Source organism: Halocola ammonii, from assembly GCF_049334165.1.
In the GTDB taxonomy this organism is placed as follows: Bacteria; Bacteroidota; Bacteroidia; order Flavobacteriales_D; family Sanyastnellaceae; genus JBEGHD01.
Window position 1 is genome coordinate 143,348 of the sequence record NZ_JBEGHD010000004.1, and the last position, 19,436, is coordinate 162,783.

The following is a 19,436-nucleotide window of genomic DNA, read 5'->3' on the forward strand; positions in this document are numbered from 1 at the left end:
ATGAACGTCAAAAAGATCATAATCATAATTGTCGCTTCCATTTTATTCCTCATAGTGCTTTTTCAAGGTGCTTTTGTCGTGAATGAATATGAGCAGGTTGTCATTACTCAATTTGGAAAGCCGGTAGGAGATCCCATCACGACTCCTGGAGTAAAATTCAAAGTGCCATTCATTCAGAAAGCAAACTACTTCGATAAGCGCTATTTGGAATGGGATGGTGATGCCAATCAAGTTCCTACAAAAGAGAAAAAGTACATTTTTGTCGATAGCTACGCCCGTTGGCAAATCACTGATCCGCTTCAGTTTTACAAGCGACTCAACAACGAGCGAGGCGCTCAGTCAAGATTGGATGATATTCTCGATGGAGAAACTCGCGACAATGTGGCCAACCACAATTTGGAGGAAGCCATTCGTACCAGCAACAGGGAACCCGAAGAGTCTGGTGAGATCTCTGAGTTGATTGAAGATTCTCTGGTTAGAATTGAAGTAGGAAGAGAGAGAATTCAAAGAATGATTCAGGAGTCGGCAAACAAGCGCACGCAAGAGCTTGGCATCGAAGTCCTCGATTTCCGTTTCAAAAGAATCAACTATATAGAGGAAGTAAGAAAGCAAGTGTACGAGCGAATGAAAAGTGAGCGTTTCCGAATTGCCGATAAGTTCAGATCTGAAGGGCAGGGAGAGGCTTCAAAAATTAATGGTGAGAAAGAGCGCGAGCTTAAAACAATTCAATCTGAAGCTTATCGCGAAGCTGAAGAGATCAAGGGTAGAGCAGATGCTGAAGCAGCTGCCATCTATGCAAGTGCTTACGATAAAAACGCTCGTTCTCGCGAACTCTACAGTTTTTTGAAATCGATGGAAACCTTCGAGAAAACATTTGACAATCAAACTTCGATCATTTTATCTACGGACTCGGAGTTGTATAAATATCTGAAAAGCGACAATTAAAATCACTTTATATCAGGTAGTTAAGTCATGTCGAATCCGCACTTTCCAAAATTGTTTGAGTCACTCGACCTCGGTTTTACGAAGTTGAAAAACCGTGTGTTGATGGGATCGATGCACACCGGTCTCGAGGAGAGCAAAGATGGCTTCTCGAAAATGGCCAGGTTTTATGCTGAAAGGGCAAAAAATGGAGTTGGGCTGATTGTTACTGGAGGTTTCGCCCCTGACTGGCGAGGTTGGGTTTCGCCATTTTCAGGTAAGTTAACAACAAATCGCGGTGTAAAGAAACACCGTAAAATCACTGAAGCAGTGCATGGAGAGGGAGGGAAAATCTGCCTTCAAATTCTTCATGCCGGCCGGTATGCCTATCATCCTTTCAATGTGGCTCCTTCAGCTATTCAGGCTCCGATTTCTAAGTTTAAGCCAAATGCCTTAAGCGAGAGAGGAATTCAAAGAACCATTCGGCACTTTGCACGATGCGCCAGGTTGGCCCGAAAAGCGGGCTACGATGGAGTTGAAATCATGGGTTCGGAAGGCTATCTGATCAATGAATTTCTGGTAAAACGCACCAATCAGCGAACTGACAAGTGGGGAGGCAGCTACGAAAACAGAATGCGTTTTCCACTCGAGATTATCAAAGCGGTTCGAGCAGAAGTCGGAGATGATTTTATTTTGATTTATCGACTCAGCATGCTCGATTTGGTGCCGGACGGTAGCACCTGGCAAGAGGTGGTGCAGCTGGCAAAAGAAGTTGAGAAACTCGGTGTTAACATCATCAACACAGGGATTGGATGGCACGAAGCACGTGTTCCAACTATCGCGACCATGGTGCCGCGAGGAGCGTATTCGTGGGTGACCCAAAAATTAAAACAGGAAGTAAATCTTCCGCTTGTCACAACCAACAGGATCAACACTCCCGAAATAGCTGAAGAAATTCTTTCAGCGGGTAAAGCAGACATGGTTTCCATGGCTCGTCCGTTTTTGGCGGATTCAGCCTTCGTGAAAAAAGCTGAAGAAGGAAAGTCAGAGTCTATCAACACATGCATCGGCTGCAACCAGGCTTGCCTCGATCATATTTTTGAAAAGAAGGTTGCGTCCTGTCTGGTGAATCCAAGAGCTTGTCGTGAGACAGAATTCGAAAAAGAAAGAGCTGAAAAAGTAAAAAACATTGCTGTAGTAGGTGCTGGTCCAGCAGGTCTGTCCTGCGCTGTAAGTGCGGCAGAGCTCGGGCATGATGTCACACTTTTTGAAGCTTCCGATGAAATAGGCGGTCAGTTTAACTACGCCAAGGTCATCCCGGGTAAAGAAGAGTTTTACGAGACGCTACGCTACTACAGAAATAGAATTGCGAACCTGGGTATTGACTTGAAACTGAACACCAGAGTTGATGATGAATTGATCGCCAGTGGCGAGTTTGACGAAGTTGTGGTCTCTTCAGGTGTGATTCCCAGGAAAACCGGAATTGAAGGCGAAAATCACTCTAAAGTCGTCAGCTACCAGGACTTGCTAAGTGGTGGAGTAACAGCTGGAAAGAAAGTAGCGGTGATTGGCGCGGGAGGAATTGGCTTCGATGTTTGTGAGTACCTTACGGAAGACCACGCCAAAGTCGAAGCAGTTCAGCCGACAGTCGAAGAGTTTCTGAAGACCTGGGGGATCGACAACAGCATCAGTCATCCTGGGGGCATTAGCACTACAAAACAAATTCCTGTAGAATCTCCGAGAGAAATTTTTCTGCTGCAGCGAAAAACCTCGAAACCGGGAAAGAACCTGGGTAAAACCACTGGCTGGATTCATCGCGTTTCGCTTAGAAAAGCGGGCGTGAAAAACATCGTTGGAGTCGAGTACCAAAAAATTGACGACTCCGGATTGCACATTCGTGTTGATGGTAAAGACGAGTGCCTTGAAGTAGATCACGTTGTGGTTTGTGCTGGTCAACTTTCTGAGAATACCCTTTTCGAAAAATTGAAACAAAAAGGCCATTCTGCACATTTGATAGGAGGAGCACTCGAGGCGCGTGAACTAGATGCTCAGAAAGCCATTCGCGATGGGTTTGAGTTAGCCCATAAATTCTGATTTAATATCCCTTTATGATTCTGGCAAGTTGGCAATATCTCCTGGTAATGTTATATTACCGAATAACCAGACCGCTTCGGAAAATGACGAACCCTGAAGTCTCCATACTCCGAAAGACCATTGAGTTTTTCAGTCCTTTCAACCAACCGCCATCGGAGACCAGACAGCGGTATGAAGAAATTGCCGACACCAAGACACTCATCACAAATTGGGGAGAGGAAGATCCTGAAGCTGCTTTCCTCTACATTCACGGGGGAGGTTTTTCGCTTTGCTCGCCTAAAACACATGCCAACCTGATGGCCCATCTAGCCAAATATGGCGATTCAATTGTTTACGGGCCGGCTTACAGTCTTTCTCCAGAGCATAAGTTTCCGACAGCCCTTGCAGAGTGCGAGCTGGTTTATCAGGAGATCCGAAAGAAACATCCTGGACTGAAAGTAATTGTTGGAGGCGACTCTTCAGGTGGCAACCTGGCGGCAGCTCTTTGTCATTTACTCAAAACAAAAGGAGGGGAAGGACCTGATGGACTTGTGCTGCTTTCTGCCTGGCTCGACTTGCGTGAGGATTCTGCTTCGCTGAGCAAAAACTACAAGAAAGAATCAGTTTTCGATGCTGAGGATCTTGGCAGTTACGCAGATCGCTACTGCGATGACCAGGATCGGAGCAACCCACTGCTTTCCCCTTATTTGGCCGAGCCGGATTCATTTCCACCAGTTCTCATTCAGGCAACTAAAAACGAACTGCTTTTTGACGATAGTCGGCTTTTCGCAGAGAAATTGAGAACAGCAGGAATGCCTGTTACAACCGATTTTTATGATAAACTTTTCCATGCCTGGCACGCTTTTCCCAATTTTATGCCCGAGGCAAAAGATGCTTTGAAAAAGGTGGGGACTTTTGTGAAAGACTTGGAAAAACATTGAGCCAATCAAGCTGTTTTCAACCTACATTTCGGACAAAAATCACTGAGAAAATTATGAGCAACAACGGAGATAAGAACTTGGAAAAAGCTACTCTCGGAGCAGGGTGCTTTTGGTGTGTAGAAGCTGTTTTTCAACGACTCGAAGGGGTGGAGAAAGTCCTTTCTGGATACAGTGGAGGTCATGTGAAAAATCCGGCCTACCGGGAGGTTTGTACCGGAAGAACTGGCCACGCTGAGGTCGTGCAGGTTCACTTTGATCCTTCAGTAATTTCCTTCGCTGAAATTCTCGAAGTGTTTTTTGCAACTCACGACCCCACAACTCTAAACCGTCAGGGAGGAGATGTTGGCACGCAATACAGGTCCGCAATTTTTTACCACTCGGATGAGCAAAAGGAAATTGCTGAAAAGTCAAAGGCGGCAGCTAATGAAAGTGGTGACTGGAGCGATCCAATAGTTACGGAGATCACTGCCTTTGATACTTTCTACGAAGCAGAAGGAGGTCATCAAAATTACTTCAACGAGCATGGAGAACAGCCGTACTGCCAGATGGTGATAAGGCCTAAGGTTGAGAAGTTCAAGGAAAAGTTCAGAGCAAAGTTGGCAAATTAATTATCGCCTTCATAGCCGTCCGGGCCGCCTTCCTGAGGTCCTCTCATTTTCTTTTGATTCAATCGGTAAGTGAATGTGAGGATGAATTGACGAGCTCTCCACTGGAACTCTGATTCCTCGTAGAATGTAGGCTGGTCCAACACCTGTCTCCACCTTCTGGAGTTCAGCACGTCCCTCACATTGAACGCAAGTGTTCCTTTTCCATCAAGCACATCGCGCGCTATAGACAAATCAATGGAGTAGAGGGCTTTCACTCGTCCCTGAGTGGTTTCTCTTGGAGCACGATACCTCGCAGAGATCTGAGCATCTGTCTTGGTGTCGATGCTAAACTTGTTGTTCATTCTCGCATACCACGTGTAAGTGTCAGCATTGTAAGATTGTCCGTTGTATTCCCCAACGGTGATGGCTCTGTAAAAGTTGAAATCGGAATTCACGCTGTACCATTCCACGGGTTGGTAGGAGAAGTTAAATTCGAGTCCATAGGCGTCTTGCACAGAAAGATTCACCGGGAATCGTGTGTTGTTTCCGTTTTCTGTCTGCACGGCAATTCGCTCAATCACGCCAGTTCTGTGGCGGTAATAAACGCTCGAAAGAAAAGATCCTTTTTCACCGAAATACAAATATCCCGCTTCGTAAGAATCGGTGAATTCAGGGTTTAGATCGGGATTTCCCCGATAAAAATCTCTGTCATCGCTGAAGTTGGAGAATGGGAGCAACGATCGAAAACGAGGACGACTCAGCCTACGGCTGTAAGTGAGTTGCATGGTGTGTTGTTCATTGAACTCATAGCCCAGGTGAATGCTGGGGAAAAAGTTGATGTAATCGCGGTCGTTTTCCTCGGCAGACTTGATTAGTTCTGTTCCAATTACCGAATACTCTGACCGCACACCGAACTGGTAATTGAATTTGTTCAGGGCATTTCCGTACATCATGTATCCCGCATAGATGGTCTCATCGTAGCGAAAATTATTATCCAACGTGTCCACAGTCATCCATTCACCACCTTGCTCCCGGATTCTCACACTGTAGTCGTTTTCAATAATCCTATTGCTAATCCTCATACCGGTTTCAAACTTTCCTTCTTCACCAATCGGACGAATGTAGTCGGACTGAAACAGAAAGTTCTGCTCGTTTTCAGTGTTGTAAGCATCCTGCTCCAGAGGTGGCACGTTGGCATCGTCTGAGGTTTCTGTGAGATCGGAATCTTCTGTGTCCTCTTCGTTGTAAAAGTTGATGATCGTTTCCCAGGTGTGATCGTCATCACCATCGAACTTCTTCTTGTGGTTGAAAGCAGCTTCAACCGTATTTTCGATCTCAATTTCTTCCTGATCGCGGGCTTCTTCTCCAAGAAAGTTTCCGTCAATATCGAAATCACGATACGTATTGACCTCGGTGTTCAGCCCGTTTTCATGCTGATACAATCCCGAGATCGTGATAGAATTGTCGTTTTTAAGATAGAAATCGGCACCTGCTCTAAAGTTGTGTGAAATACCTCCACGAGAACGTTCTTCTTCGCTTCTGAAAATATAGGCGGTGTCTGGTGCATTCACTTCTCTGAAGCGATTTCCACCTCCGGGAAGGTCGCGGTAGCGAATGCCGTACTGAGCAAACCAGTTTATCTTTTCTCTTCGGAAATTCAGGTTGAAGCTGGCGCCAAAATTCTCTGGATAGCCAGCCGTTCCCGTGAAGGTACCATTCAAGCCTTTTCGTTCATCTTTTTTTAGAATGATGTTGATGATCCCGACTTCGCCCTCTGCCTGATAGCGCGCTGATGGGTTGGTAATGACTTCAACTCTTTCGATCAAATCTCCAGGAATCTGACGCAGGGCTTCTGCCGGATCTGATCCGACCATTCCCGAAGGCTTACCATCGATCAGGATTTGCACATTGTTGCTCCCTCGTAAACTAATGTTTCCTTCGACATCAACCGTTACCGAAGGCACGTTGTCGAGAACCTCGGATGCGCTTCCGCCCTGATTACTTAAATCTTGACCAACTGTAAAAACGCGCTTGTCGAGCTTGAGTTCCATTTGGCTACGCTCGGTTTCAACAACAGCTTCTTCAAGTGCGACCGAGCCGGGAGTGAGTTTTATCTCACCTAGATCACGATCGCCAGAGTTTAAATTTATGTCTGAAATAGTCTTCTTCTGGTAAGACAAAAAAGATATCTGCAAGTAATAAACTGCAGGTTGCGCTTGAACCTTGAATTCACCGTTCACATCTGTAGCTGCTCCCTGAACGAGTGTAGAATCCGACTGTGAATAAAGGGCAACGGTAGCGTAGGGGATGGGTGCTCCATTTTCGTCTTTCACCTTACCCTCAACAGTTGGGTTGGATTGTGCCAGAGCAATGTTGGCAGTTACCAAAAGAAAAAATAAAGTGATGAGGGAAACAACTTTCTTCACGAGATCTAACATTAGGTTATTGGCCTGTAGAAATCAAATTTTCGATTTACAAGGCTACAAAGAAACTAAAGATCTGTCGATATGTTCTAGGTGATCTACCGAAAACCCCGGTGAAGGCGCAGGTATTTGACAAAATTTAAGATCAACAAAAAAAAGCCTCCAGCTCGATGAGCATGAAGGCTTTTGAAAAATGGTCTTCTTATGATTTTTTAAAAAACGACTTTAACTCCCAATCCGGGATCGACCCAAAAGTAGGCTCCACCGGCAGTGTTAACCTCCAAAAATGGAATGGCGTCTACACTCACTGCGAGATCGAAAGGGAGTTCTGTCTGGATCAAATACTCCAGACCTAAAATGGCATCTACTCCCAATCCAATACCAGTGTCATCAAATGCTGCATCGCCATACCAACGTGGATATCGTCCATTGTTCAGAGTGTTGTAAAACGCAGCGTGACCTCCAAGGCCGTAGTACCAATAAAGGTTTTGCACATCAAATGCATTTTGGTAGTGCTCCCAAAGGACAGTCACATTGAGACTGTTAGGGTAAAAACCGACAATTCCTTCAATTGCTCCTGGACCTTTACCCATTCCTTTTATGGTAAGGCCACCTCGTGCGCCACCTCTAATTCCTAATGCTGTTCCGTTGTACTGAGCTTGAGCTGCGTCAGCTCCAACGAGCATAAAAAATAGAATTCCGATAAAGTAAACTGATAATTGACTCTTCATTCTTGACTGTGTTTTTCTATTCACAATCAATTCGCGTTCCTCATCACCGTGATTTTTTTATTCCGCTGAAATTCTTTGTAGTACGCCAAAACCAAAAAGTTTCGACTTCTGGAATTGAGGCTCTGTGTAGATCAAAGTCTACAATCGAATTGAGGATTATCCATTTAATCCACAACAAAGTGATATTCGAAAAAAGTCGGATTGAAAAAATCCAGTCGGAGATTTAGTTCGTAAGTCTGGGCAAGTTGAATTTTAAAAACCCCAAAAAACAAGAATTATGAAATCAATGCAGTTTATGAAGAATTTTAAATTATTTAGTCTAATCGCTTTTGCCTCACTACTCGTTTTAGGTCTCTCATCTTGCGAAAAAGATGACGAAGATGACATGGAGGAGGAGATGATGGAAGAAAGCGATGATCCAACAGGTAGTTTCGAAGCAATGGACCAGCGTCTTTCACAAAACATGGTGGTTGTTGAATCAATCACTATGAGTGAAGACGGTTGGGTGGTGATCCACGCAGACAATGGCAACGGTGGACCAGTAGTTCCCGGAATCATTTCTACTCCTAAGTTTGTGGAAGCAGGTACTTCTACAGATGTGAAAGTTGCTCTCGAGCAAACAGCTGAATTCGAAAGCGGTGATGACATCTGGATTATGCTTCACACCGACACTGGTGTAGAAGGAGTTTATGAATTTGATGGAAACAGCGGTGAAGACGGACCAATCCTCGATTCTGATGGAAACGTTGTGACTTCACCTATCACAATCATGTCTACTTCTATCGAAGTTCAAAATCAGCCTGTAATGAACAACACAATCACAATCGACCAGGTGAATGCAGCCGTAGACGGTTGGATTGTAGTCCACAATGAAATGGGAGGAGAAATTGAACTTCCAGGCATCGTTGGTAAAACAGCCGTGCAAGCAGGTATGAATAACGATGTGGTAATTGAACTCGATGACGAAGTTACTTACAACACTGGCCAGAGCTTATTCCCTATGCTTCACATCGATGAAGGTCCGCTGGGAGAATATAACTTCCCGGGAGTAGACGTTCCTGAAGTGTTTGGATTCAGTGAATCGAATATAATTGTTACAGAAATTACTGTTCAGTAATTAAGGTTAGAGTAAAATCAAAGTAGAGGCACTTTGTCCGGCATCTTGTTAAAAGGTGCCGGTTTTTTTGTGTTAAATCGTTTACAGAAAACTGTACGATTCTCCACAATCCTCCAGAGTAAGCACTCTTGAAAATCGACTCAAATGACTGCTGGTCCTGAGTTCAAGTCGGTCTCGATTCTGCTGGCACGCATTTCTCACTTCATCGAGACAACAAGTTGAACCCTAAAAACTATTTTAAAAAATGAGTTACGATTTAAGCGGAAAGAAAATAGCCATTTTGGCGACAGACGGATTTGAACAGGTCGAATTCACAACCCCAAAACAGAAATTGGAAGAAGCAGGTGCCGAAGTTCACGTGATTTCCGAAGAGTCTGGAGAGATCAAAGGATGGGACAGCACCAATTGGGGCGATTCCTTCAAAGTGGACAAGACGGTAGACAGCGTAGTGGCCTCTGACTACAACGGACTGATGCTGCCTGGAGGAGTAATCAATCCAGACAAGCTTCGCAGAAATGAGAAAGCAGTAGAATTCACTAAATCATTTTTTGAAGACGGTAAACCAATCGCTGCTATTTGCCATGCGCCACAGCTCTTGATAGAGACTGACGCGCTCAATGGCAGAGAAATGACATCTTTTCCATCTATCAAGACCGACCTGAAAAATGCAGGCGCTCGCTGGGTAGACAAAGAAGTTGTGGTGGATGAAGGATTGACCACAAGTCGCTCACCAGAAGACATGGAAGCATTTTGCAATAAAATGCTTGAGGAGTTTGCTGAAGGAGTGCACGAAGAGCAGAAAACTGTCTAAGACACACACCCTCCTCAATTATTCGAGGACTTTTGTATAGCAAAAAGGTCTGGAGTACAGCTTTAGTTTGGTTGAGCTGGCTCTGGGCCTTTTTCATTTTTAAGCAGCTGAAGGTTTAATTTCCCGGATTAAAATTCTTTTGGCTACGGGAAGTACAGTTTCGTTAAGCGGAAACTTCAGAGCAGAGCGAAAAACGTAGGTTGCCGGATTTGGGAGTTCAGTGAATTTCTTCGTCAGTTCCATTTTCACTTGTGACAGCGTTCGGGCAATACTTTTCTTCTCTTTTTGAATCAACATAGTTTTCAAAGAGCGGTAAGTTTCCTCAGTCGCTTCTATGAGTGACAGCTGGTAGCGGTAAATGAATATTTCACTGTTCTTTTCTTCCTCGAGAAAGAAATAACCTTCATTCCTGTACATCGGTAACAAGCCGACAGTATCCAACTCCACATTCTCTTCTACAAATTGATAAATGTCTCTTCCTTCGTCAATCATTGAGCGTAGCCTGGGAATGCTAAACTCCATGAGGTCCCTCACGATTTTTAGAGATTCATCATCCTCCACCAGCTCCTTGTAGTGCATCTTCAAATCCTTGAGGTCGATTTCACTGAGCGACTTCGGGAAAAGGGATGCCAGCTTATCCTGGTTTTGCTTGAGTTCCATAAGATGATTGTAGTGACTCACAAGTTCAGCCAAAGGCGGGTAGAGTCTGGCCTGATCGAAGTGTTCTTTCACGTACTGCAGATAAGCCAAAAGTAAATACTGCTTGTACTCAAAGTCGTGAACTCCAGAAGTGAGCCAGTCGGGTTGAAGAGATTTAATAGCCATGCTTTCAGGTGTTTATTAATTCTTTAACGAAAAACCCCAAAAAATGGTTTAGTCCGGCTGAGTGGTGTTAGTATTTTTTGGATTTCACTAAGTCACACGGCTATTCATTGACAGCTCTAAATTTTTATTTTAGCCGGCAATCAACATGGCGTTATTACAGAGCATAAAGAAGAAAGCAGGAAGGTATTTCCTAAATCGAGGAGAGTGGAAGAGGAAGCGAAAGGGATCCAATTTCACTCAAGGTCAGAGCGTCTTGATTTTGTACCTCGATCAGGGCGAAGACTACTACAAAAAGGTAAAGCGATACGTTCAACACCTCAAAGAAGAGTACGGTATGCGCGATGTTCTGGCGCTTGGTTATGCTGACTTTGCCGAAAAGAACCTTCCACACTACCAAAAACATCAACTCGAAATCGAGTTTTTCTGCCGCAATGACCTTAACTGGTATTGCAAACCTCAGGGAGCAGTAGATAAAATCCTAAAGAAACCGTACGATATCCTCATTGACTTGGTGTTTGAAAAATCCTTACCAATGGAGTTTGCGCTGGCTGAATCACAAGCCGGAATGAAAGTAGGTAAGCACCACACTCCCGGAGCGAAGCACTGCGACATCGTACTCAACCTCGAAGGTCGCGACAACATCGATGAGTTTCTTCATCAAGTAGATCACTACCTTTCCAACTTTTCGTTTCAGTAAAGTTGTGCTCAACTAAGGAGATTTTTACAACTTGCAGCATCCAAATTTTTGAATCTAAAAGATCTCGATATGAATACGTTCAAAGGCCTTGGAGTGGCCATGGTGACTCCGTTTAAAGCCAATAAGGAAATTGATTTTGAAGCGCTGAAGAGAATCACTCAAACTTTGATTGATGGTGGAGTGGATTACCTCGTGGTGCAGGGAACAACTGGCGAAGCAGCAACGCTTAAGCCAGAAGAAAAGCGCCAGGTGCTCGACACGGTAATGAAGGTGAATAACGGCAAGCTACCCATCGTTTACGGTGTGGGAGGAAACAACACAGCTGCTCTCGTAGAAACGCTCAAGACCTTTGATTTCTCAGGTGTTGATGGCATTCTCAGTGCAAGTCCGAACTACAACAAACCAACTCAGGAAGGCATTTACCAGCATTATAAAATGCTGGCTGAAGCGACCGATCTTCCAATCATTCTCTACAACGTTCCAGGGCGAACAGCCAGCAACGTGAAAGCTGAAACGACTTTGAGGCTTGCGCAGAATTTTGAAAATATCGTGGGTGTGAAAGAAGCCAGTGGAGATATCGATCAGGTGATGGATATCATTCAGGGAAAACCTGCCGATTTCCTGGTGATTTCAGGTGAAGACGCACTAACGCTCCCGTTCATTGCAGCTGGAGCCGATGGAGTTATTTCCGTTGTTGGAAACGCTTTTCCAAAAGAGTACTCGGCCATGGTTCATAAATCGCTTGAAGGCGACTTCGAAACTGCGCGAAAGTACCACTACCAGTTGCTCGATGTCATCGGTCAGCTCTTTGCCGATGGAAACCCCGGAGGAGTGAAAGAGGCACTTCAGATTAAAGGCCTCTGCGAAAACCACTTGAGGTTGCCACTTGTGCCTGTTTCTTCTACAGTGAAGGATAGGCTGACAAAACTGATGAAAGAAAGAGACCTGATGGAAGTTTAGGCAAACAACCTTTGTCTATAAAAGTCGGAAGTCCTGAAGAGATCCTGAAACAAGTTCAGGATGACATCTTCAGGACCTCCGACTTTTTTATTTGTCTGGAATACATAATTTTACCTCCAATTAAATCACTTAATTCTTTAGCCATGTACGAATACAAAGGAAAACTTCGAAGAGTGGTGGATGGAGACACCATCGATGTTGAAATCGACCTCGGATTTCGCATGAAAACTGAGCAGCGAATCCGGTTAAAAGGAATCGACACGCCAGAAATTTACCGTCAGAAAAAAGAGTCCGAGGAATACAAAAAAGGCCAGGCTGCAAAAGAATTTGTCGAAGAGCGATTTGCCCAGAACGGAGGAGAATTTCTCATTCGCACTGACAAGCTTCCGGGAGTTTACGGCAGATTCATCGGTGTGATCATTTTTGATGATTCAAACATCAGCCTCAATGACGAACTGCTGGATAAAGGACATGCAGGAACATATTGATACCGAGCTTCTCTAAAAACAAAAGCCGTCTGAATTTCTCCAGACGGCTTCTTTATTGCTTTTACACTTTAGCGACTTTCTTTCGCTCATGCTCTTTGAGGTAAATCTTTCTGATACGAAGTGAGTTAGGAGTTACTTCCACATACTCATCACCCTGGATGTATTCCAAGGCTTCTTCCAGTGAAAACTCTCTCGGAGGAGCGAGCTTCACTTTATCATCGGCTCCAGAAGATCGCATGTTAGTGAGCTTTTTCGTTTTGGTAACGTTCACTGTCATGTCTCCCTGGCGCGAGTTTTCTCCAATCACCTGACCTTCGTAAATGTCTTCGTTAGGAGGGATGAAGAAAGTACCACGATCTTTTAGGTTGTTCAAACTGAAAGGAATCGATTTTCCGGTTTCCATGCTGATAATAGAGCCGTTCATTCTTTCTGGAATAACACCCTTGTGAGGCTGGAATTCCTTAAATCGGTGCGACATAATCGCCTCACCGGCAGTGGCTGTAAGAAGCTGGTTTCTCAATCCGATGATTCCGCGAGATGGAATTTCGAACTGCAACTTCATGCGGTCTCCTTTAGGCACCATGCTGAGCATTTCACCTTTTCTCTGCGTCACCATTTCAATCGCCTTTCCAGAAACTTCGTCTGGAAGGTCAATGTCGAGTTCCTCAACAGGCTCGCATTTCATACCGTCAATTTCTTTGATGATTACCTGAGGCTGACCAATTTGCAGTTCGTAGCCTTCACGTCTCATCGTTTCGATCAAAACAGAGAGGTGAAGTACGCCACGGCCAAAAACAGTGAAAGTGTCGGCAGAGCTGGTTGGCTCCACACGAAGGGCCAGGTTTTTTTCAAGCTCTTTTTCTAATCTTTCTTTGAGGTGACGAGAAGTCACGAACTTTCCTTCTTTTCCGAAAAAAGGAGAATCGTTCACCGTAAAGGTCATGCTCATTGTAGGCTCATCGATTTTGATTCCGCCAAGAGCTTCAGGGTTTTCGAAGTCAGCAATGCTGTCACCGATGTCGAATCCTTCGAGTCCAACTACTGCGCAGATTTCTCCGGCTTTGATCGACTCAACTTTCTTTTTACCAAGGCCTTCAAAAATGTAAAGCTCTTTGATTTTTGATTTCACAACTCCTCCTTCGCGCTTGCAAAGAGAAACCGGTTGACCTGTCTTGAGCTCTCCACGGCTCAGTCTTCCAACGGCAATTCGGCCGATATACTGAGAGTAGTCGAGAGATGTGATCAGCATTTGCGGAGTTCCTTCAGAAACTTTTGGTTCTGGGATGTGCTCCACAATGGCATCCATCAAAGCGGAAATGTCTTCTTTTGGCTCTTTCCAATCTGTGCTCATCCAACCTTGCTTGGCAGAACCGTAGATTGTTGGGAAATCCAACTGATCTTCTGAAGCCTCGAGGTTAAACATCAGTTCGAAAACCAATTCGTGAACCTCGTCTGGTGTACAGTTTGGCTTGTCTACCTTGTTGATAACAACGATAGGCTTCAATCCAAGTTCGATTGCTTTTTGAAGTACAAAGCGCGTTTGTGGCATAGGGCCTTCGAACGCATCAACCAACAGAATCACACCGTCAGTCATGTTCAAAACCCTTTCCACTTCACCACCAAAGTCACTGTGACCCGGGGTGTCTATGATATTGATTTTAGTGTCTTTCCAGTTCATGGAAACGTTTTTCGAGAGGATGGTGATTCCACGCTCTTTCTCGATGTCGTTGTTGTCCATGATCAATTCTCCCGGAGCTTCGTGGTCGCTAAAAAGCTTACCGGCCAGGAGCATTTTGTCCACCAACGTTGTTTTCCCGTGGTCTACGTGGGCGATGATGGCAATATTTCGCAATTGTTGCATGCTGTTTACTCGTTTTAAAAATGTGCGCAAAAGTACGTTATTTCTCTCGTGTGAGAATGGCTTTTAACGTTTTAATAATGCAACTACAGGAAGTTAGGTATTTGCCCTATATAGATTCAAGCTTTGATGTATCTTGGACGGGAAAGATAATTTGCATCTGTTGTGATAAAACTGTTCAAACTACTTGTTCTGTGCCTTAGTCTTGTTTTGAGCAATTTGTTGGTAGCTCAATCTGATTCACTTACACTTTCAAAGGCTGATTCATCGGACACGAATTGTCTAAACTGGATAGCGCCTGTTTGGTATTTTCCTTCACGATTTGAGACAGTGCACGGTATTGCAATTGGTTTAGGGGACCTACAGAAAGACAGCTGCAATAGTACTGTGAATGGTTTGAAGGTTGAAATCCTTGGGTTGGGAGTTGGTGTAGGTTTTTTGAATTCGAATACTATTTCAGAAGACTCTGCCACACATGCCAGTTTAATTGACAACCCTGTACGAAGGACCAAGAATCAAGTAAACGGTTTTAACATTTCACTTTTCGGAACAATTGATGATCTACGCGTAAATGGTGTTTCATTAGGAGGATTAGCTCAATACATAGATTTTGTTCAAGGAGTGCAAATAACAGGTGTTAATAGCAGAATTTCAGGTAAAATATCTGGAGTGCAACTCTCCGGAGCATACAACAATGCAATTATTTGCCACGGAATACAAATGAGTTTACTAGGTAATAAAGCGTTTGATCTAAAAGGGATTCAAATAGGGCTTTTCAATAACTCTGAGATCACTCGCGGCTTCCAGTTTGGGCTATGGAATGTTAATGAGAAAAGATCATTACCTTTCATAAACTGGAACTTTAAAGACTAAAAAACCGCACTGACGTTTTTTTCAACACGGTTTATGAAAAGCCTGAATAAGTTGATGGGGGTAAAACCGTAGAATTATTTATACCTTTTAGTAATTCTGTTCATTAGGAATATCAATTCCTCGAGCCCTGAAAGGGCGTCATTCATCAGAGTTGTGCGAAGCACATCTCACGAAAACAATTCTGAAAGACAAGTAAGCCCTGAAGGGGCGGTGTCAATTAATTACAGACTTAGGTTATTTTGATGTCGCCCCTTCGGGGCTCATGTGAATAGTTAGGTTCTATTATCAAAGGGTTTTACCCATTGTTGTAGGCTGACGTCCTTTCAGGACTGGACTATAAAGTTAGCTTAGCTTGCAATAACCCTTCGCCTGATGGTAGCAACTGTTGGTCTTCAAACATTTGTTGTCTGAAGTTGATCTAAAAGAACGCTTTTAAATGTTTTAATCTTCTTTCTCAAATTCCGTGAAGGTGATTTCATACTCCTCATCGTTTACATTGCAGATCACCACTTCATGATTTTTCTTAGAGTATTCCGAATCGTAGTAAGCACCAAACTCTTTCATCAAGTCATCTTTCTGAATGCGGTAGGTGATTGATTCAATTTCCTTCTTTTCTGCCAACTGGTCCGAATTGATGGTACTTGTGCAACCCAACACGAAAATGGCACTGGCTAAAATGAATGAGAAATTCTTCATGACTTCTAGTTTTTAGTTTGTAATTCTTTCGAAGTTAAAGAATTATCTGTAAAAAAAATAGCCCTAAAAGGGCAACATCTATTAGAGTTTTGCGAAGCGCAGCTCATGAAATTGAAGTCTATTTTGGATTGAGCCCTAAAAGGAGCGACATCAGGAAATTTTGGGGTCAGGAGGATATGATATCGTCCTTTCAGGACTCGGCCTTGCAGTAGGGTGCCTCATACAAAGGGTTTTACCCTTTGTTGAAAGCTGGCGTCCTTTCAGGACTTCACATTCCTGAACGATTTGCAAACAAAAAGCCGGATAGATACTGAAAAAAGTTCAGCATGACATCCGGCTTTGAATTATTTTCTCTCGGTACTATTTCCTCTTCACCACCTTTTCGCAAGCTTTTGCCACGTGCGCTGCATCGAGACCGTACTTGGCCATGAGCTCGTGTGGTTTTCCGCTTTCTCCAAATTTGTCGTTTACTCCCACAAATTCAATTGGAGTAGGGGCGTGGCTGCTCAAGGTCTGAGCGATCATTCCACCAAGTCCACCGATGATTTGGTGCTCCTCAGCAGTCACAACAGCACCGGTTTTCCTGGCTGAGTTTACTACAGCTTCCACATCAAGTGGCTTGATCGTGTGGATGTTGATTACTTCCGCAGAGATTCCTTTTTTGTTTAATTCTTTAGCTGCTTCGAGCGATTCCCAAACGAGGTGGCCCGTAGCGAAAATCGTTACATCTGAGCCTTCAGTCAGCTGAAGCGCTTTTCCGATTTCAAATTTTTGATCTTCAGGAATAAATATCGGCACTTTGGGTCTTCCAAACCGCAAGTAAACTGGACCTTCATGATCCGCAATCGCTAGAGTTGCAGCCTTGGTTTGATTGTAGTCGCAAGGATTAATTACGGTCATGTTCGGTAACATGCACATCATCCCGATGTCTTCTAGAATTTGGTGTGTGGCACCGTCTTCTCCCAGAGTTATTCCAGCATGACTGGCACAAATCTTTACGTTCTTTTCTGAATAGGCAATCGACTGACGGATTTGATCGTAAACACGGCCGGTCGAAAAATTGGCGAAAGTTCCGGTGAAAGGAATTTTACCACCAATGGTCATTCCGGCAGCAAGACCCATCATGTTAGCCTCGGCAATTCCCACCTGGAAAAAGCGATCGGGAAAAGCATCTTGAAACGCGTTCATCTTGAGCGACCCCGTGAGGTCGGCACAAAGCCCAACAACGTTTTCATTTTTCTTTCCAAGTTCCAACAATCCGTCACCAAATCCGGAACGAGTGTCTTTCTTTCCTAATTCTTTGTACTCTTTCATGATCCTAGTAATCGCCTATTGTTTCTTCAAGTTGTGAAAGTGCTTCTTTGAGTTGGTCGTCATCCGGAGCTACTCCGTGCCACTTGTGCGTTCCTTCCATAAAGTCAACTCCCTGGCCCATCACGGTAGTCATCAAAATCATGACTGGACGACCTTTGCCGGTCATCGACTTGGCCTGGCCGAGAATGTCTTTCACGCTGTGGATATTGTTTCCGTCCATGGTTAAAACGTCCCAACCGAAGGCTTGCCATTTCTGGCGAAGATCTCCGAGGCTCATCACTTCATCTACAGGACCGTCAATTTGCTGGCCGTTGTAGTCGATGGTAGAAATGATGTTATCAACTTTGTGATGAGCTGCGTACATGGCCGCTTCCCAAATCTGACCTTCCTGCATTTCTCCATCACCGTGAAGACTGTAGATGAGCTTTTTGTCGCCATTCATTCTTTTAGTCTCAGCAGCACCGAGTGCAACACTGAGTCCCTGACCGAGCGATCCGGAGGCAACACGAATTCCAGGAAGGCCTTCTTCTGGAGTAGGGTGACCTTGCAATCTGGAGTCAATTTTTCGAAAAGTCTTTAGCTCTTCAACATCAAAATAACCGCTTCGGGCAAGCACGCTGTACCAAACCGGTGAAATGTGGCCGTTGCTGAGGAAAAACAAATCCTCGTCTTTGCCGTCAATTGTAAAATTCTTTGAGTTGTGGCGGAGGATGTCGAAATAAAGCGTTACGAAATATTCAACACATCCAAGAGAACCACCCGGGTGACCGGAACTTGCTCCGTGCACCATTCTAACGATGTCTCGCCTCACTTGTGAGCAAATGGTTCGGAGTTCTTCAGTAGATTTCATATCGAAGAGTCTGTCGATTTTTGTGTGCTGCAAAAATAGAAGTCTCATTTGTCTACGGCTGCAAATGTTTAAAACTTTTGAGAAAATCCACTTTTTGAAACTGGCTCGATTTGGTCTTTCTGCCTGCCTTTAAAAATGTATCTTTGCGCCCGAAATTTCAACCTCTTTTATATGGCTTTAAAATGCGGAATTGTCGGATTGCCAAATGTCGGTAAATCGACCTTGTTTAATTGCTTGTCGAATGCCAAAGCGCAATCGGCCAACTTTCCTTTTTGTACAATCGACCCAAACGTTGGGACTATTACTGTTCCAGACCCTCGATTGAACAAACTGGCAGACCTGGTGACTCCAGAGCGAGTGGTGCCCACTACCATCGAAATCGTAGATATTGCCGGACTGGTGAAAGGTGCCAGCAAAGGTGAGGGACTTGGAAACAAATTTCTCGGGAATATTCGTGAAACGGATGCCATCATTCACGTGCTTCGCTGCTTTGACGATGGAAACGTTGTTCACGTTGACGGTTCTGTAGACCCGGTTCGCGACAAGGAAGTGATCGATACTGAGCTTCAATTGAAAGATCTTGAAACGATGGAAGGCCGCATCGCAAAAGTTGAGAAAGCTGCCAAAACTGGAGACAAAGAGGCGAAGAGAATTCACGAGTTTTATTCGAGAGTCATCAAGACGCTTGAGGAAGGGAAAAGTGCTCGTGTGATCGATCTCGAAGAAAGCGAAAAGCCTTTGATGAAAGATTTGCAGCTGCTGACTTCAAAGCCGATTCTCTACCTCTGTAACGTTGACGAAGGTTCTGTGAAAGACGGAAACAAATACGTTGATCAGGTAAAAGAAGCTGTAAAAGATGAAGATGCCGAAGTGCTCACTATTGGAGCTGCCATTGAAGCCGACATCGCAGAGCTCGAAACTTATGAGGAGAGAAAGGAATTTTTGGATGAGCTGGGACTTGACGAACCAGGAGTTGCAAAACTCATTCGCACCGCCTACAAGCTACTCAAGCTTCAAACATACTTTACCGCTGGTGTGAAAGAGGTTAGAGCCTGGACGATAAAAGAAGGCTTCACAGCTCCTCAAGCTGCTGGTGTGATCCACACAGACTTTGAGAAAGGATTCATTCGCGCTGAAGTGATGAAGTACAACGACTACGTATCCCTCGGTTCTGAGAGCGCTGTGAAAGATGCTGGAAAAATGGGAGTAGAAGGGAAGGAGTACGTTGTGCAGGATGGCGACATCATGCATTTCAGGTTTAATGTGTAGAA

Annotated in this window: 18 protein-coding genes; 11 read left to right on the plus strand and 7 right to left on the minus strand. The window is 44.4% G+C overall.

Annotation, left to right across the window (positions count from 1 at the left end):
* The 4 genes from hflC (at window position 1) to msrA (ending at window position 4,543) form a co-directional block, all read left to right on the plus strand.
* Complete coding sequence (gene hflC / locus ABHV44_RS05675; RefSeq protein ID WP_459073696.1) at window positions 1-945, plus strand: protease modulator HflC; 945 nt, start codon at window positions 1-3, stop codon at window positions 943-945.
* Between the two features lie 27 nt (window positions 946-972).
* Window positions 973-3,015 carry an FAD-dependent oxidoreductase gene (locus ABHV44_RS05680; protein ID WP_459073697.1) on the plus strand — a complete coding sequence of 681 codons (2,043 nt, stop codon included), beginning with the start codon at window positions 973-975 and terminating at the stop codon, window positions 3,013-3,015.
* 83 nt (window positions 3,016-3,098) lie between these two features.
* Window positions 3,099-3,935 (plus strand): alpha/beta hydrolase, encoded by an 837-nt coding sequence (locus tag ABHV44_RS05685; RefSeq protein ID WP_459073698.1) that lies wholly within the window; start codon window positions 3,099-3,101, stop codon window positions 3,933-3,935.
* A gap of 53 nt (window positions 3,936-3,988) precedes the next feature.
* Window positions 3,989-4,543: a peptide-methionine (S)-S-oxide reductase MsrA gene (gene msrA / locus ABHV44_RS05690; RefSeq protein WP_459073699.1), complete on the plus strand. Its 555-nt coding sequence runs from the start codon at window positions 3,989-3,991 to the stop codon at window positions 4,541-4,543.
* On the opposite strand, the gene ABHV44_RS05695 is transcribed toward msrA, so the two are convergent.
* Entirely contained in the window at window positions 4,540-6,948 is a 2,409-nt protein-coding gene (locus ABHV44_RS05695; RefSeq protein WP_459073700.1) for a TonB-dependent receptor domain-containing protein, read from the minus strand. The two genes, msrA and ABHV44_RS05695, sit on opposite strands and share 4 nt — an antisense overlap.
* Before the next feature lie 209 nt (window positions 6,949-7,157).
* The gene (locus ABHV44_RS05700) at window positions 7,158-7,676 is read right to left on the minus strand and encodes a hypothetical protein (RefSeq protein ID WP_459073701.1); all 519 of its coding nucleotides are present in this window, start codon (window positions 7,674-7,676) and stop codon (window positions 7,158-7,160) included.
* A 295-nt stretch (window positions 7,677-7,971) separates the two neighbouring features.
* Here ABHV44_RS05700 and ABHV44_RS05705 point away from each other — a divergent pair, with 295 nt between their 5' ends.
* Entirely contained in the window at window positions 7,972-8,793 is an 822-nt protein-coding gene (locus tag ABHV44_RS05705) for a DUF7282 domain-containing protein (RefSeq protein WP_459073702.1), read from the plus strand.
* Between the two features lie 244 nt (window positions 8,794-9,037).
* Window positions 9,038-9,604 (plus strand): type 1 glutamine amidotransferase domain-containing protein, encoded by a 567-nt coding sequence (locus ABHV44_RS05710; RefSeq protein WP_459073703.1) that lies wholly within the window; start codon window positions 9,038-9,040, stop codon window positions 9,602-9,604.
* A 99-nt stretch (window positions 9,605-9,703) separates the two neighbouring features.
* Here the strand turns inward: ABHV44_RS05710 and ABHV44_RS05715 are convergent, their stop codons facing one another.
* Window positions 9,704-10,429, minus strand: coding sequence for a hypothetical protein (locus ABHV44_RS05715; RefSeq protein ID WP_459073704.1), 726 nt, complete (start codon window positions 10,427-10,429; stop codon window positions 9,704-9,706).
* A gap of 145 nt (window positions 10,430-10,574) precedes the next feature.
* Between ABHV44_RS05715 and ABHV44_RS05720 the strand changes: the two genes are divergently transcribed.
* The 3 genes from ABHV44_RS05720 (at window position 10,575) to ABHV44_RS05730 (ending at window position 12,574) form a co-directional block, all read left to right on the plus strand.
* Complete coding sequence (locus ABHV44_RS05720) at window positions 10,575-11,126, plus strand: DUF6913 domain-containing protein (protein ID WP_459073705.1); 552 nt, start codon at window positions 10,575-10,577, stop codon at window positions 11,124-11,126.
* A gap of 69 nt (window positions 11,127-11,195) precedes the next feature.
* On the plus strand, window positions 11,196-12,086 hold the full coding sequence (gene dapA, locus ABHV44_RS05725) for a 4-hydroxy-tetrahydrodipicolinate synthase (protein WP_459073706.1): 891 nt from the start codon (window positions 11,196-11,198) through the stop codon (window positions 12,084-12,086).
* 143 nt (window positions 12,087-12,229) lie between these two features.
* Entirely contained in the window at window positions 12,230-12,574 is a 345-nt protein-coding gene (locus tag ABHV44_RS05730; RefSeq protein ID WP_459073707.1) for a thermonuclease family protein, read from the plus strand.
* A 61-nt stretch (window positions 12,575-12,635) separates the two neighbouring features.
* On the opposite strand, the gene typA is transcribed toward ABHV44_RS05730, so the two are convergent.
* Window positions 12,636-14,435, minus strand: a complete 1,800-nt coding sequence (typA, locus tag ABHV44_RS05735) for a translational GTPase TypA (RefSeq protein WP_459073708.1) — start codon at window positions 14,433-14,435, stop codon at window positions 12,636-12,638.
* 327 nt (window positions 14,436-14,762) lie between these two features.
* Here typA and ABHV44_RS05740 point away from each other — a divergent pair, with 327 nt between their 5' ends.
* Entirely contained in the window at window positions 14,763-15,305 is a 543-nt protein-coding gene (locus ABHV44_RS05740; RefSeq protein ID WP_459073709.1) for an LA_2272 family surface repeat-containing protein, read from the plus strand.
* Between the two features lie 441 nt (window positions 15,306-15,746).
* On the opposite strand, the gene ABHV44_RS05745 is transcribed toward ABHV44_RS05740, so the two are convergent.
* From ABHV44_RS05745 to ABHV44_RS05755, 3 genes are all read right to left on the minus strand, one after another.
* Window positions 15,747-16,001: a hypothetical protein gene (locus tag ABHV44_RS05745; RefSeq protein ID WP_459073710.1), complete on the minus strand. Its 255-nt coding sequence runs from the start codon at window positions 15,999-16,001 to the stop codon at window positions 15,747-15,749.
* A gap of 360 nt (window positions 16,002-16,361) precedes the next feature.
* Window positions 16,362-17,315 (minus strand): transketolase family protein, encoded by a 954-nt coding sequence (locus ABHV44_RS05750; RefSeq protein ID WP_459073711.1) that lies wholly within the window; start codon window positions 17,313-17,315, stop codon window positions 16,362-16,364.
* 4 nt (window positions 17,316-17,319) lie between these two features.
* Window positions 17,320-18,165 (minus strand): transketolase, encoded by an 846-nt coding sequence (locus tag ABHV44_RS05755; protein WP_459073785.1) that lies wholly within the window; start codon window positions 18,163-18,165, stop codon window positions 17,320-17,322.
* A gap of 171 nt (window positions 18,166-18,336) precedes the next feature.
* On the opposite strand from ABHV44_RS05755, the gene ychF reads away from it, so the two are divergent.
* Window positions 18,337-19,434 carry a redox-regulated ATPase YchF gene (gene ychF, locus ABHV44_RS05760; protein ID WP_459073712.1) on the plus strand — a complete coding sequence of 366 codons (1,098 nt, stop codon included), beginning with the start codon at window positions 18,337-18,339 and terminating at the stop codon, window positions 19,432-19,434.
* The last annotated feature ends 2 nt before the right edge of the window (window positions 19,435-19,436 follow it).